Below are 14400 nucleotides of genomic sequence, written 5' to 3'. Positions count from 1 at the left end.
AAGTCAGGAATTAATAGGGCAGGATCACATCCATCGCGTCTTCGCCGTAGCTGCGCTCTTGCGCGCGCGACAGCGTGCCTCTGCCGCCATAGGCGATGCGGGCCTCGGCGATCTTGTCGTAAGAAATGGTGTTGTCATCGCGGATGTCGGCAGGGCGCACGATCCCGGCCATGCGCAGCTCGCGCAGCTCCTGATTAACCAGTATTTCTTGACGTCCGGCGACGACGAGCGTGCCGTTTGGCAGCTTGTCGATCACCAATGCGGCGACTTTCAGTTCGATCCGTTCATTGCGCGAAATGGCACCCGACCCGCTGGCCTCCGAGGCCGATCCCACCTCGACGATATCGCCGCTCGGCAGATCGGCGGCGCTGATTCCGGGCAGAATTGCGGCAATTTTCGCGCCATAGCCAAAGAATGTCGGGAATCCGACCGAGCTTGCCCCCTCGCGCTCACGGTCGGTCGAATTGCGCAGCTGTGCCCGGTCGTCGATGGAGATCACGACCGTGACGATATCGCCGATGTCATCGGCGCGCTGGTCGGAAAACAGCGGCTGGCTGCGCGCGGTAAAGAGCGAGGCCTTGGCACTCCCGCGCCGGGGCGGCTCCATCGCGACGGCGGGCATCGGCACCTGTACGCGGGCAACCTCGGGGATGGCTTGGCCATCCACCACGATTGGGGAGGGCTGCGGATCGCGGTCGAAGTGATCTGCGGTATCGCAGGCGGACAGGGCAAGGGCGGCACCGAGCATCAAGGCAGAGAGGCGCGCGAAAGCGGTGGTCATCGTAGGATCTCCACGGTCCCTTCGCCGGTGGCGATGCCGGTGACCGTTTTGTTGCTGACAAGGTTCACGATACGGATTTCCTGCCCCTCATGCGCGTCATCAAGCGCGCGCCCGGGAGAGGAGAGGGCCAGAAGCCCGTCGCTGAAATAGATCTCCACCCGCTCACCCCGGTTGATGACCAGCGGCTGAATGATGGACTGCGTCTGAATGGGCCGCCCCGGCGTCAGCACGCGGCGCACCTGTTTGCCAACGACCTCTTCCATATCCGTCATCACATAGGCGCCGATCCTGCCCACCGGCAGGCGCATGACGGTCAGGTCGTCTTCCATGATGATGTCATCGGGCAGCAGGCGGGTGATGGGCACAGGGACCGGCATGGTGACAAGGGCGTAGCCCGCGATGCGCTGCACCTCGCCCGTCTCAAGCACCGCATTGGCCAGAAACTTGCCGCTGCGCGGGTCCATCCAGAACTCGGCCAGCGTCAGCACCTCTTCGGCGGGGGCGTCCTTGACCGTGATCTCGAAAGCACCCTCTTGCGGCAGGCTGTCGGCGTAGTCCACCCGCGCGCGTTCCTCGACCAATACGCCGATGGGCGCCGAGAGGGCAGGGCCCGTCAGCACCATCAGGCCAAGGAAGAGGGCGGCGAGCCGTCGCATTAGCGGATTTGGTTCGCAGCCGAGAGCATCTGGTCTGCGGTCTCGATGGATTTGGAGTTCATCTCATAGGCGCGCTGTGCCGAGATCAGATCGGTGATCTGCTGGATGACGTTCACGTTGGACGCCTCAAGATAGCCCTGACGGATCATCCCCGCGCCCGGATCGCCGGGGTTCACCACCTGCGCCTCGCCCGAGGCTTCGGTCGCCAGCAGGAAGTTGTTGCCCACCGGGCGCATCCCCGGTTCATTGACGAAGGTGGTCAGGTTGAACTGGCCCAGTTCCACCGGCACGGGATCGTTTTCGACATAGGCCATGACGACGCCCTGTTCGTTGATCTCGACCGCCGTCGTGTTCTCGGGCACGACCATGCCGGGCTCGACGCGGTAGCCCTGCATCGTCACGATCTCACCCTCGGGGGAGAGTTGGAATGACCCGTCGCGCGTATAGGCGGTGCCGCCATCGGGCAGCGTGACCGAGAAATAGCCCCGCCCGTCAATGGCGACGTTAAGCTGGTTTTCCGTGGCCACCATGCCGCCTTGGGTGTTAAGCCGCACGGTGCCGGCGGTCTGCACGCCCATGCCAATGTCGATGCCCACGGGGCGGGTCGATCCGGCCTCGGAAGTGACGGCGCCTTCGCGCTGCATGGATTGATAGATCAGGTCTTGAAAGGCGGCGCGGCTGGCCTTGAACCCGGTGGTATTCGCGTTGGCGATGTTGTTCGAGATCACATCGACATTGGTCTGCTGCGCCATCATGCCGGTCGCGGCGATGCTGAGTGCCTTCATTGTCTCGTTCCTTCCGTTCTACGGATGCCGGGTCAGACCGCCTGCGCGATCCGTTTGAGCGAGTCGCGGCGCAGGTCGTCCGCATTGCCCATCATGGTATTGGTGCGCTCATAAGCGCGCTGCACGTCGATCAGCCGCGTCATCTCGCGCACCGGGTTCACGTTGCTAAGCTCCAGCGTGCCTTGGCGCACCTGCACGGCTTCGGCCACGCCCGGTTTGGCGGCCCCCTCAGGTGCGACGAGCATGCCGCCACCAAGCCGTTTGTAGCTTTGAATCTCAGGTATATCGAACACGCCGATCCGGCCCAGCGGGCCGGTCTCACTGCCCGAAATGGTGCCATCTTCGGAAATGTTGATATCGCCCATGCCCGCAGGGGCCAGTTGGATCGGCGCACCGCCCGCGTCGAGCACTTTGGCCCCCGACAGCAACGTCAGATTGCCCTCAGGGTCGATCGCAAAGCTGCCATCGCGGCCAAAGGCCTGCTGCCCGTCGGCGGTTTGATAGCTGAACCAGCCCTCACCATGCAGCGCCACGTCCAGCGGGTTGCCGGTCTGCGACAGCGCGCCGGGGCGGGTGTCGATGTAGGAGCCGGTATCGCTGACGAAAGCCGCCTGATCGTCGCCAAGCGCAGTGTTGTCCTGCAACAGCGCCTCGAACACCACATGTTCGCCCTTGTAGCCCGCGGTGCTGGCGTTGGCGATATTGTTGGCGGTGATGTCGAGTTGGCGCTGGAGGGAAGTCGCCAGCGACATGCTGATATGGCTGGTTTCCGTCATAACGGGCCTCAGTTTGGGCAAGGATGGCGTGACATTATGAAGATCAGTGTGAAATAAAGAATGGATCTTTACAAGAATAAAGTGCATCTATCCATATAATGAAGCATCTGCACAACATTGTTCTTGGCTTGTCTTTGCTCTTGGCCTCACCCGCGACGGCGGAGGAGGGTGCTGTCTTTGCGCCTTTGTCTTTGGCCGAGCAGGGCGGGCTGGATTTTCTAACCGCGCGCGAAGGATTGATGACGCGGCTGGCAGAAGTCTCCGCGCCGGAGGAACCCGCGCGGGCCGAGGTGTTGCTGGGGCTGGCGGAATTGCACCTTGCTTGGATGATGCGCCCCGAGGCGGCTGGCTTTCTGGAAGCGCTCGACGCCGAAACCCTCACCGGCGACGCGGCGCGGCGGCACCGGACCCTGAGCCTCGCGCTCGCCCTGCTCGACGGGGGCGCGGGTGGCGATCTGGGACAGGCGGTGTCATGGTCCGTCGGCTGGGGGCAGGGGCAGGCCCTGCGGGCGGCGGCCTTTGCCCGGCTGGGCGCGGTGGAGGAGGCGGCGCGCTTGATGCCGCGCACCTTGGAAAGCCTCGCCGACCTGTCGCCAGCCATTCAAGCCGCCGTTCTGCCCGATCTGCTCGAAGCGGCGCTGGAGGCCGAGGATTGGGAGGTGGCGCAGGCTTTGGCCGCGCAATTCCCCGACCATGCCGAGCTGCGCGATGGCCCCGCCTATCGCTACCTTCTGGCCCGCGCCTCAGAGGTGTCGGGCGATCTTTTGATGGCTTTCGATGGCTATGCCCAAGCCGCACAGGGCCGCGATGCCTATGCGCAACGGGCGCGGCTCGCGCTGGTTCGGATGGGGCGCGAGACCGAGACCCTACCGGGGCAAGACGCGCTGTCGCTATTGAAAACCGCGCGCTGGATGTGGAGCGGGGATGCCCTCGGGCGCGAAGGCGCGCAGCTTTTGGCAGAAGTCGCCGCAGAGCAGGGCGACACCGATACCGCGTTGTGGGCGCTGCATAATTTGCTGCGCACCGCCCCAGAGGGGGAGGCCGACGCGCTGCGTGCACAGGCGCGGGCGATCTACGGTGCCTTCTATGCCGCGGGGGCGGCGGGGGAGATCGACCTCGGGCCATTCCTTGAAGGGCACACCCGCATCAGCGCCCGCTGGCGTTTCGATCCGGGCTTTGTCGGCCATGCCATGGCCGTGCCGCAACGCCTGCTGGATACCGGGATGACCGCCCTTGCCGCGCGGGAGTATCGCGCGCTGCGCGAAATGGCCCAGACCTTGGAGCGGGGCGGGGCGACTGCCCCCGATGCAACCCTTATGGCCCGCTTGCGGCGCGGTGAGGCCCGCGCGCTTTTGGCAGGTGGGCAGGCGGATGCGGCAGTGGACTTGCTCAGCGGCTATGCCGACGATCAGGGCGCCGAGGCCGAAGCGCTTTTGGTCGAAGCCTTGGCGCAGGCGGGCCGGTCGGATGAACTCGCCGCCCTGCGCCTGCGCGCCCAAGACATGGACCTGCGCCGCAGCCGCGCGGTGGCCCTCTACGAGACCGGCAAATGGGGCGCTGCACGGCACGCCTATCTTGAGATGTGGGAGGCACACCCCCAGCAGTTTGCCTTTGCCGATGCCACGCGCCTGACCCTCGCCGCCTATCAGGCGGGCGACAGTGCCACGGTCGCAAGAGCCGCCACGGCCTTTCCCGCGCTGGCCGACCTGCCCGGCTGGGCCGAGATCGCCACAGGGCTGGGCGCGCGCCCTGCCGAAGAGGGGCCGCTGGGGTCAGACGTGATGCGGCTGAGCATGGAAAGCGCGGACCGTATCCTAGAGGCCGTAACCAAGGTCACGGACGTCAAGGAAAGTCAGTGACATAAATATCAAATACACATTTTATTCTTGCTTTAGCCATGAAGAATCGGCTTTCTCATGTATAAGGCAAGAATAACAAGAACGAGCAGGATCAAGTCATGAGCATTACAAGCGCCCTTCAGATCGGGGTCAGCGGGTTGCAGGCCAACTCCTCCCGCGTCCAGAATATCTCTAGCAATATCGCCAACGCCAATACCGTAGGCTACCGGCGGACCTTCTCGGAATTCGTGACACAGAACACCGGGGCGACGCAGGCGGGGGTGCTGACGGATGTGCGCGCCGATATCTCGGCCAATGGCAATATCATGGGCACGGGGCGCTCGACCGACTTGGCGGTGCAGGGTGACGGCTTCTTCGTCGTCTCGCGCAATCCCAACGATCCTGTCGAATCCAACTACTACCTGACGCGCGCCGGTTCCTTCACCCCGGATCAGAACGGCAACCTGCGCAACTCTGCGGGCTACTTCCTCTCGGGCTTCCCCACAGATGCCAGCGGCGCCACGGGCAGCGTCAGCAGCACCAGCTACAATGACCTCAGCACCGTCAATGTGGCGAGCTATCAGGTACAAGGCACGCCCAGCACCCGCGTTGGCGTTTCGGGCAATGTCCCCGCGCAGGAAACCGGCGCTGGCACCACCGGCACGGCCTTTGAATCCACCCTGCGCTATGTGAACCAATTGGGCGGCAGCGACGCGCTGAACCTGTCTTGGACACCGGGGGCCACGGCCAATGAATGGACTGTCAGCATCAGCGATGAGGCAGGCAACAGCTACGGCGATGCGACGGTGAATTTCACCGACAGCGGCGTCAATGCCGGCAGCCCGGCGAGCTACACGCCCGGCACCCTGCCGATTGATCCCGCGACCGGCGTGGTGACCCTGCAAATCAACAACGGCGGCACCCCACAACCGCTTGAGATCGACTTCGGCGCGCCCGGCACCTTTGAGGGGATGACCCAATTCTCGGGCGACTACACGCCCCCGGCCTTTTCGGATGACGGCACCGAGACCGGCAGCCTCGAGCGGGCCGAGATGAGCGATAGTGGCATCCTTTACGGCGTCTTCGACAATGGCCAGCGCCGCGCGCTGTTCCAAGTGCCGCTTGCCAATGTCGCCAACCCCGACCAGATGCGCTCGGTCGACGGCAACGCCTATGTGGCGACCCGGGATTCCGGCGCGGTGAGCATCGGCAACCCGATGTTGAACGGTCTCGGCAGCATCAACAGCGGGGCGCTCGAAAGCTCCAACGTGGATATCGCGGAAGAGCTGACCGACCTGATCCAGACGCAGCGGGCCTATTCCTCCAGCGCCAAGATCATCACCACCAGCGATGAGATGCTGAGTGAAACGCTAAGCATCAAACGCTAACCCGGTGCATGAATGAGCATCTCATCTGCCTTTAGCATTGCCCGCAGCGGGCTGAGCACGACAGAGGGCCGCGCCAACCTCGTTGCGGGCAATATCGCCAATGCGCAAACCGAAGGCTACGTCCGGCGCGAGGCCGCGCAGGTCACGACCAACGGTCAAAGTGGCACGGTGGAGCTGCGCATTGCGCGGCAGGTGGATGAACGCCTTGCGGGCATGTCGCGGAATGCTTCGGCTGAATTGGGCCGCGCTTCCGCCACCAGTGAGATACTCGGCAGCTATCTGATCACCTTGGGCGAGCCGGGCGATGAAGTCTCCCCCGCCGCTCGTCTGGCGGAGTTTCAGGCGGGGCTCGACCTTTTGGCCAACAACCCCTCCGACCCCGCCGCGCAGAACGACCTTTTGTCGCGCAGCGAGACCTTGGTGCACAGCATCAACGAGGCCGCCATCGGGCTTGAGGGCAGCCGCGCTCAGGCCGGTGACAGTCTTGTGGCGAGCGTGGCTGAGGTGAACGCGGCGCTCTCGGATATCGCCGCGTTGAATGAACGTCTGGCCCTTGCCGGGACCGATCCCACCGGCACCAGCGGGCTGATGGATGAGATGAACCGCCGCCTTGATGCTTTGGGCAGTCAGATGGATTTCCAAAGCCGTTGGGAAGCGGATGGAACGCTGACGCTGCACACAACTGGCGGCACGGAATTGGTCTATGGCGAAACCGCCGTGCCGCTCAGCGCCAACCCCGATACAGGGCGGCTGATGGCCGGGGACATCGACATCACGCCAAACAGTGTCACCGCGCGCGGGTCCGACAGTGGCCGCCTTGCGGGGCTGAGCGGGCTGATCGCCAATGACCTGCCGCAGATGAAGCTGCAATTGGATGAACTCGCCCGCGGGCTGGTGCAGAGTTTCGAGACCGCAGATGCCTCCGTCGGGGCCGGGCAGCCGGGGCTTTTCACCGATGCGGGCGGGGCTTTCGATCCGGCGCAGTTGGACGGGCTGGCCGGGCGGCTTGCGCTCAATGACAGCGTCCAGCCCGACAAGGGCGGTGCGCTTTGGCGGCTGCGCGACGGCGCCGGTGCAACGGTGCCCGGGGAGCCGGGCGACACCACGCAGTTGAATGCCTTCGTCGATGTGCTTGAGACGGGCATGGCCTTTGACGCGGCCACCGGTCTCAGCACCAACGCGCGTCTGGGGGATTACGCCGCCGATCTGGTCAGCCAGCAAAATGTGCTGCGGGTCGGGGCGGATGGGCAGGCCGAGACGGCGCGCGTGCGGCTCGTCACCTTCGAGGACAACCGCAGCAGCATCGAGGGCGTGAACGTTGATACCGAATTGCAAAAGCTGCTGGAGATCGAACAGGCCTATGGCGCGAATTCGCAGGTGCTCACCAGCCTGAGCGATATGCTCGACACCCTTTTGGCCAGCGTGTGAGGATAGGATGACCGAGATTTCCCGCACCGTCTCCACCGCTTTGCAAAGCCTGCGCCAGCGCGAACAGACCAGCCGCCTCGCCGCCGAGATCTCGGACGTGTCGAAAGAGGTGACAACCGGGCTGAAGGCCAACCCCTATGATGATCTGGGCCATCGCTCTGCCGATGCCATCGCCATTCGCATGCAGATCACTCGCAACGATGGTTTCCTGACCTCCAATGCGCTGTTGGACCGCCGTTTCCTCGCCGTGGAAACCTCGCTCGGGGCCATGCGCGACGTGGGCCAAGAGGTGCTTGAGCAAGCCTTCACCACCGACAGCGCGGGCGGGCTTTCGACGACCTATCTGTCGCAGGCGGCGCGCACGGCGCTTGACCGGGTGTTGGAGCGTGCGGCGGTCAGCGACAGTTCGGGCTTCCTGATGTCCGGCACCCGCAGCGACACCAACCCGCTGCAAGCGTGGGACGTTCAGAACCCCAACAGCGGCGTTTCCCCGGCTGACGCAGTGACAAATGTGATCGGAGGCGTTCCCACAACGCTGGCCGATGTGCAAACGGCGATCGACGGGCTGAAAGCGGCCTTTAACGATACCGCCGCCGATCCGGCCAATAATTTCGAGAACACCTTCTATAACGGCGCGCCCACAGGCAACCCGCCGCTGACCTCGCGCACCTCAGAGACGCAAACCCTCACCCAAACCGCCCAAGCCAATGATCCGGCAATCCGCGATCTGGTCCGCGGTCTGGCCATGCTGAGCGCGTTTAACCCCAGCGACATCCCCGATGAGGCCGCCCGTGATGCGTGGCTAACCGAGGCGCGCAGCGCCATCGGGGCGGGGCTTGAAGGGCTGACTGATCTGGAAACCCAGACCGGCCTGAAACGCGCACAGCTGGCCGATACGATCGCGGCCCAAGAAAGCCGGGCGCTGTTTCTGGATGGGGAGGTGATGAACCTCGAAGGGGTCGACCAATATGATGCGGCCACCCGTCTGACCCAATTGCAGAACCAACTCGACTCCAGCTTTGCCATCACCGCGCGGCTCTCGCGCCTGTCCTTCCTGAACTACCTCTAACCGGAACCACCCCATGAACGCCTTGTTTAAACTCTTGCTGATCGGCCTCACCCTCGCGCTCGCCGCGCCGGCGGCAGCACAGGTGCGGATCAAGGATATCGTCACCGTCGAGGGCGTACGGTCGAACCAATTGGTCGGCTACGGGCTGGTCGTGGGGCTGAACGGCACGGGCGACAGCCTGCGCAACGCGCCCTTCACCGAACGCGCCATCGAAGGCATGCTAGAGCGGCTCGGCATCGGCAACCTGACCGAAGACCAGATGCGCACGGCCAATACCGCCGCCGTCATGGTCACCGCCTCCCTGCCGCCCTTCGCGCGGGCCGGTAGCACCATCGACGTGGTGGTCTCTTCGCTGGGCGATGCGTCATCGCTGCGCGGCGGCACGCTGATCGTCACCCCGCTGACCGCCGCCGATGGTGAGATCTACGCCGTGGCCCAAGGCCCGATTGCCGTCGCCGGTTTCGCCGCACAGGGGCTGAACGCCTCCATCGTCGAAGGCGTGCCGACAGGCGCGCGGATCGACAATGGCGCCATCGTCGAGCGTGAGGTTGATTTCGATTTTAGCGAGATGAACAGCATCAAACTGGCCCTGCGCAACGCCGATTTCGTCACCGCACAACGGGTCGAGGCCGCGATCAACCAAGCCATGGGCCCGGTTGCCAAGGCCATCGACTCGCGCACCATCACCGTATCGGCCTACGGCAAAGGATCGTTGATGGAGACGATGGCCCTGATCGAGCCGCTGCAAGTCCAGCCTGATCAGGTCGCCAAAGTGGTGATCGACGCGCGTTCCGGCACCATCGTCATCGGCGCCAATGTCCGCATCGACCGTGTCGCGGTCAGCCAAGGCGGGCTGACCGTCACCGTCCGCGATGATTTCAACGTGAGCCAGCCCGAATCGCTGTCCATCGGCGGGACCACCGTAGTGGTGCCGAATTCCTCGGTCGGCGTCGAAGAGAAAGACGCGAAATTCGCCGTCATCGATGGATCGGTCAGCTTGCAACGGCTCGTCGACGGGCTGAACGCCATCGGCGTCGGCGCGACCGAGACGATTTCAATCCTTCAAGCCATCAAGGCGGCGGGCGCTCTGCATGCCGACCTTGAGATCATCTAGGGGCAGGTCATGGAATTCGCATCTTTCCCAATCCCCGCGCCGACCCCGGCGGCCAAACCGGCAGCACCGCAGGCCGATGCCGTCACCGCTGAAAAGGCGCAGGAGTTCGAGGCCATGTTCCTCGGGCAAATGGTCGATGAAATGCTCTCGACCGTGGACATCGGCAGCTTCGGCGGGGGGCATGCCGAAGAGACTTGGCGCAGCTTCCTGTCCAACGCGATTGGCGAAAGCATCGCCGAGCAGAACAGCACCGGAATCGCCCGCACGATTGAGACCGCCATGCAGCGCTATCAAACGGGGGCCGACCGATGAGCGATCCGCGCAAAGCACTCGCCGCCGTTGACGCCTTGGGCAATCTGCTGCGCCGCGAAATCGCCGCAGTCGAGGGCGGAGCCTTCAACCAGCTGGTCGAATTCGCCAGCGAAAAGGCCCGACTCACCGCCGTGCTGGAAGAGCAACTCAGCCACGATCCCGAGGCGGTCAGCAAAGATAAATTGCGCGATCTAAAAGATCTGATCGCGCGCGATCATCACCACCTGCAATTGGCCCGCCAAGCCACGTCAGAGATGATCTCACAGGTTTCCCAAATCCGGGAAAAGCACAGCATTGCAGGCATTTACGGCCGAAGCGGTGCGAAACGTGACAACCGCGCAACACTGATGACAACCGTGGACAAAAGTTTCTGAATTGCCTCAATGTTGCCAGTTTTTCGCGTAAAAACGTAATCAAGCGGGTTCGCCCCGCAGTTGTCAGAAAGACGACATAACGAACTAGAATAGTCTGGAATAAGAATATGTCTTCGATCAACACAAACACATCCGCAATGAACGCTCTGTCGACTCTGCGGAGCGTCAATTCGAGCCTGAATCAAACTCAGGATCGTATCTCGACCGGTCTGAAGGTCGAATCGGCCAAGGACAACGCCGCTTATTTCGCCATCTCCGAGACGATGAAGGGTGATAGCGGCATGACGAAGGCTATCAACGAAAGCCTGACTCTGAGCAAAAACTCGTTGGCAACTGCCAGCGTCGGTGGGGACAGCTTCAACGATTTGGCCCGCCAGTTCTCTGAGCGTGTGGCATTTGCCCAAGGCGGCGGAAGCGTCGACGATATCAAAGACGAGCTTGACGAAATCGTGAAGCAGATGGATGCGTCCATTAGCCAGGCGACATTCAATGGCGACGATCTGATCGGGGCCGGTAACACCGTGGCTACAGCAACCACCGTTGCTGCGGATGGTACTATTGGCACAGCGGCCACCACGACTGAAGGTGCTCGCAGCTTGACCGTTGTCACCGGTATCACCCGTGGCGCATCGGGCGTCACCGCCACCACAATGACTGTGGACGGTGTCGATTTGAAGCGTACTTACACCGACTTCAAAGCGATCGCCGATAACTTTAAGTCAGGGTACGACACTGCCGCAGGCACTAGCGCCGCTGATGGCGAAGAATATCTCCGGAACTCTCTGACTGCAGTTGAAGGACTTACGTCCGAAGCGATCGCAGCCGCTACCACACTCGGTGTTGGCCAGAAGTCCATCGAAAACCAGCAAGAGTTCCTGACCAAGCTCTCCGACAACCTCGACACAGGTGTTGGCGCGATGGTTGACGCCAACATGGAAGAAGAAGCCGCCCGTCTTCAGGCGCTTCAGGTTCAGCAGCAGCTGGCATCGCAGTCCCTGTCGATCGCCAACCAGGCGCCGCAGAACATCCTGAGCCTGTTCCGTTAAGGATTAGGGTTTTCGGGGCCAGAGCCTAGCGCTCTGGCCCCGATCCAACCGCCTCAGAATTTGCGGTTGGCAGGCAGCAAACGATAAAAACAAGGAAGAATTCCTATGGGGCTGGCAGCATACAAACGAACAATTCGCGAAAGCGAAACCCCGCGGCAGATCGAGCGCCGCATCCTGAGCCGCGTCACACATGACCTTGCCGAAAAGGGCCAAGGCTTTGATGCGACAGACGATAAGAGCGAGCGGTTGAACATCCTCGCCTCCGGTCTGCGCGACGCGATCTACGAAAATCAACGGTTCTGGTCGGCCCTGCGCTTTGACCTTGCGGAGCGGGAAAACAAGATGCCCGACGGGTTGAAAGCCTCGCTCATTTCCATCGCGCTCTGGGTGGACCGTCACAGCACCGCGCTGATGGCTGGCGAAGGCCGCTTGGCGGGTCTTGTCGAAATCAACGGCAACATCGCCGCCGGTCTGGCCGGGCAGGCCGCGCCCCAGATGCAGGAGGTGTAAGATGCTGAAACTCACCCTCCGCCCCCGCGAACGCGTTGTTGTAAACGGCTGCGTCATTCGCAACGGCGACCGCCGTCAGGCGCTGACGGTCGAGAACCGCGCCGATATCGTGCGCGAATCCGATCTGCTGAAGCCGGATGCTGAATCCACGCCCGTCTCCAAGGTCTACTTCTTGGTGCAAACCGCGCTGATCCGTCCCGACACCCGCGATCAAATCCTGCCGATGATCCAACAGGGTTTGGCTGATCTGGCCTGTTGCTTTGGCGCAGACATGCGCGCCCGCATCATGGAAGCGGCGAATTTCGTCTCCATGGCCGATTTCTACAAGGCAATGAGCGAGCTGCGCGCGGTCCTGAAATACGAGAGCGAACTCATGCAGCTTCGCCCGGTGCCGCCCGCCTCTAGCCATGAGGCCGCGCACGCATGATTTCGCTGGGCGGCATGGGCACGCAGGTGGCGGTCAAACTGTTCGACGCAACGCGCGACAAACAGCTCGACCTTGCCGCCAGCAACGCCCTGAACGCCCGGCAGATCGAAGCCTTTGAAGAGCGTATCGGCAGCATCTCTTCCCCGCAGGAACTGATTGCCGATACGGAAGTCTATACTTTCGTCATGCGGGCATTTGACCTTGAAGATCAGATCTTTGGCAAGGCGATGATCCGCAAGACGTTGGAAAGCGATATCACCGACAGTTCCGCGCTGGTGAACCGCCTCAGTGACCCCAAAATCCGCGACATGTATCTCACTTTGGGCTTCACGCCCGGAGGGGGGAGCAGCGAAAACCTCGATAAGGTCGATTGGCAGGCCGAGATGATCGAGCGTTTCAAGGAACGTTTCGTGCTGAACGAGGCCGGAGAGGACAACGAAGGCGCGCGGATCGCCTTGGAGTTCAAAGCCAAAGCCGCTGAGATCGACTCCTGGCTCGACGTGTTGAAGGACGAAGACCTCGGCAAATTCATGCGCCGCGCGCTTGGTGTGCCGGATGAGGCGATTCAAGTCGATCTCGACCGTCAGATCGCGCTTTTCGAGCAGAAGTTCGACATCGAAAAGCTGCAAGACCCGGCGGAGGTCGACAAGCTCGTCTCGCGGTTCTCGGCGATTTACGATGCGGTCGAAGGTGTCTCTTCGTCGTCGAGCACGGTGCTTTCGCTGATGCAGGGGGCTGTTTCGATCGGGCAGGGCGGCAGCTTTACGGCTGCCACCATCGACATCCCCACGATCACCGGCGGCTATAGCGCGTCGAGCGTCTACCGCTGACCCCCTTTATTCGATGAATTCGTCGTCATCGGCGGCCGAGGGCAGTTCGATCACCCCTTGATCGGCGAGGCTTTTGGCATATTCCACCATGGCGGCCTGTGCCGCGCGCACGTCCCGGCCCCGGACCGGGCCGGTGGCGGCCATCTCGTCCATCAGCATCTGACGCGAGCGTTGCGGCAGGCATTCCATCAGGTGATCGCGCTGCTCTTTCTTGGCGCCGCGCATCGCCATCGGCAGGGTGGCCCCATCCAGCCCGCGCATGACCTGCGCCAAGTCCTGCATCGGCAGTTTGAACAGGTCGTCAAAGACGAACATGCGCTGTTTGATGGCTTGGAAAGCGTCCGGAATACGCGCGTCCAGCGCGCCGGAAAGCTCCTCAAAGGCCTGCACATCCAACTGGTTGAACAGATCCGCCATGCGCTGATGCGTCTCGACCGAATTGGTGTGCATCGCATTCGACAGGATATCTTGTTTCAACGTCTCTTCGATCTGCTGCATCATATGCAGTGGCACGGCCTCCATCGCGATCATGCGCTCGGCGATGTCCTGCATCCGCTCAGGGCCCAGCAGCGGCAGCACCTTGGCGGCCACGCCGGTGTCGACGTTGTTGAGGATCGCCGCGGCGGTTTGGTCATGCTCGCCCTTGAGGTAATTGGCGATCACCGTCTCATCCAGCGCGCCAAAGCCGCGCCACATGGCGCTTTCGCGCTCGCTGTTCTTGAGCCCCTCCATGATGCTGGTCACCTGCTCATCGGGCATGAATTTGCGCAGCATGGACTCTGCCGTCGACAGCGACCCCACGACCGATCCGGTGCCGCTGACGACCTTTTGGGTGAACTCTTTGAGCACATGTTCCACCACCTCTGCCGGGATCGGGCCAAGGCGGCTCATGGCGCTGGTGATACGCTCGATCTCGGCGGTGCCGAGCTTTTGCATGAGTTCCGAGCCGGTCTGCTCGCCAAGGCAGAGAAAGGTGATGGCCGCCTTGGTCGGACCGTTCAGATCCTCCACCGTGATGGGCTTTCTGCGGGATTTGGAAAGGGCATTGGTCGACATGAAGAGATCC

16 protein-coding genes are annotated in these 14400 nt (G+C 62.6%); 11 read left to right on the top strand and 5 right to left on the bottom strand.

Features of this window, described 5'->3' with window-relative positions:
* Positions 1-10: 10 nt before the first annotated feature.
* From ACGYLQ_RS08250 to flgF, 4 genes are read right to left on the bottom strand one after another with little or no spacing between them, the layout of a single operon-like run.
* Positions 11-781 (bottom strand): flagellar basal body L-ring protein FlgH, encoded by a 771-nt coding sequence (locus ACGYLQ_RS08250; protein WP_394441937.1) that lies wholly within the window; start codon positions 779-781, stop codon positions 11-13.
* Positions 778-1437 carry a flagellar basal body P-ring formation chaperone FlgA gene (flgA, locus tag ACGYLQ_RS08245; protein ID WP_394441934.1) on the bottom strand — a complete coding sequence of 220 codons (660 nt, stop codon included), beginning with the start codon at positions 1435-1437 and terminating at the stop codon, positions 778-780. Before flgA ends, ACGYLQ_RS08250 begins: the two co-directional genes overlap by 4 nt.
* On the bottom strand, positions 1437-2222 hold the full coding sequence (gene flgG / locus ACGYLQ_RS08240; protein ID WP_067262392.1) for a flagellar basal-body rod protein FlgG: 786 nt from the start codon (positions 2220-2222) through the stop codon (positions 1437-1439). Before flgG ends, flgA begins: the two co-directional genes overlap by 1 nt.
* 32 nt (positions 2223-2254) lie before the next feature.
* Positions 2255-2998: a flagellar basal-body rod protein FlgF gene (flgF, locus tag ACGYLQ_RS08235; protein WP_394441931.1), complete on the bottom strand. Its 744-nt coding sequence runs from the start codon at positions 2996-2998 to the stop codon at positions 2255-2257.
* A gap of 98 nt (positions 2999-3096) precedes the next feature.
* On the opposite strand from flgF, the gene ACGYLQ_RS08230 reads away from it, so the two are divergent.
* The 11 genes from ACGYLQ_RS08230 to ACGYLQ_RS08180 all read left to right on the top strand — a co-directional run bounded on the left by ACGYLQ_RS08230 (position 3097) and on the right by ACGYLQ_RS08180 (position 13334).
* The gene (locus ACGYLQ_RS08230) at positions 3097-4857 is read left to right on the top strand and encodes a hypothetical protein (protein WP_394441928.1); all 1761 of its coding nucleotides are present in this window, start codon (positions 3097-3099) and stop codon (positions 4855-4857) included.
* Positions 4858-4955: 98 nt separating this feature from the next.
* Positions 4956-6224 (top strand): flagellar hook protein FlgE, encoded by a 1269-nt coding sequence (locus tag ACGYLQ_RS08225; protein ID WP_394441925.1) that lies wholly within the window; start codon positions 4956-4958, stop codon positions 6222-6224.
* Between the two features lie 12 nt (positions 6225-6236).
* Positions 6237-7652 (top strand): flagellar hook-associated protein FlgK, encoded by a 1416-nt coding sequence (gene flgK / locus ACGYLQ_RS08220; protein ID WP_394441923.1) that lies wholly within the window; start codon positions 6237-6239, stop codon positions 7650-7652.
* 7 nt (positions 7653-7659) lie between these two features.
* Positions 7660-8721: a flagellin gene (locus tag ACGYLQ_RS08215; protein ID WP_394441920.1), complete on the top strand. Its 1062-nt coding sequence runs from the start codon at positions 7660-7662 to the stop codon at positions 8719-8721.
* A 13-nt stretch (positions 8722-8734) separates the two neighbouring features.
* Complete coding sequence (locus tag ACGYLQ_RS08210) at positions 8735-9835, top strand: flagellar basal body P-ring protein FlgI (RefSeq protein WP_394441917.1); 1101 nt, start codon at positions 8735-8737, stop codon at positions 9833-9835.
* A 9-nt stretch (positions 9836-9844) separates the two neighbouring features.
* The gene (locus ACGYLQ_RS08205) at positions 9845-10147 is read left to right on the top strand and encodes a rod-binding protein (RefSeq protein WP_394441914.1); all 303 of its coding nucleotides are present in this window, start codon (positions 9845-9847) and stop codon (positions 10145-10147) included.
* Positions 10144-10521: a hypothetical protein gene (locus tag ACGYLQ_RS08200; RefSeq protein WP_209217508.1), complete on the top strand. Its 378-nt coding sequence runs from the start codon at positions 10144-10146 to the stop codon at positions 10519-10521. The genes ACGYLQ_RS08205 and ACGYLQ_RS08200 overlap by 4 nt, the downstream gene beginning before the upstream one ends.
* Before the next feature lie 107 nt (positions 10522-10628).
* On the top strand, positions 10629-11567 hold the full coding sequence (locus ACGYLQ_RS08195) for a flagellin (RefSeq protein WP_394441911.1): 939 nt from the start codon (positions 10629-10631) through the stop codon (positions 11565-11567).
* A 105-nt stretch (positions 11568-11672) separates the two neighbouring features.
* On the top strand, positions 11673-12077 hold the full coding sequence (gene flaF / locus ACGYLQ_RS08190) for a flagellar biosynthesis regulator FlaF (protein WP_394441908.1): 405 nt from the start codon (positions 11673-11675) through the stop codon (positions 12075-12077).
* Position 12078: 1 nt separating this feature from the next.
* A complete protein-coding gene (locus tag ACGYLQ_RS08185) occupies positions 12079-12504 on the top strand; it encodes a flagellar biosynthesis repressor FlbT (RefSeq protein WP_394441906.1) in 426 nt (141 codons plus the stop codon).
* Positions 12501-13334 carry a DUF1217 domain-containing protein gene (locus ACGYLQ_RS08180; RefSeq protein ID WP_067262362.1) on the top strand — a complete coding sequence of 278 codons (834 nt, stop codon included), beginning with the start codon at positions 12501-12503 and terminating at the stop codon, positions 13332-13334. Before ACGYLQ_RS08185 ends, ACGYLQ_RS08180 begins: the two co-directional genes overlap by 4 nt.
* A 6-nt stretch (positions 13335-13340) precedes the next feature.
* Here ACGYLQ_RS08180 and ACGYLQ_RS08175 read toward each other — a convergent pair whose 3' ends face one another.
* Positions 13341-14390 carry a flagellar motor switch protein FliG gene (locus tag ACGYLQ_RS08175; protein WP_394441903.1) on the bottom strand — a complete coding sequence of 350 codons (1050 nt, stop codon included), beginning with the start codon at positions 14388-14390 and terminating at the stop codon, positions 13341-13343.
* Between the last annotated feature and the right edge of the window lie 10 nt (positions 14391-14400).

Origin of the sequence: Sulfitobacter sp. 1A12779 (genome assembly GCF_043557315.1) — a bacterium.
Classification (GTDB): domain Bacteria; phylum Pseudomonadota; class Alphaproteobacteria; order Rhodobacterales; family Rhodobacteraceae; genus Sulfitobacter; species Sulfitobacter faviae.
This window is presented reverse-complemented; position numbering and strand designations above follow the sequence as displayed.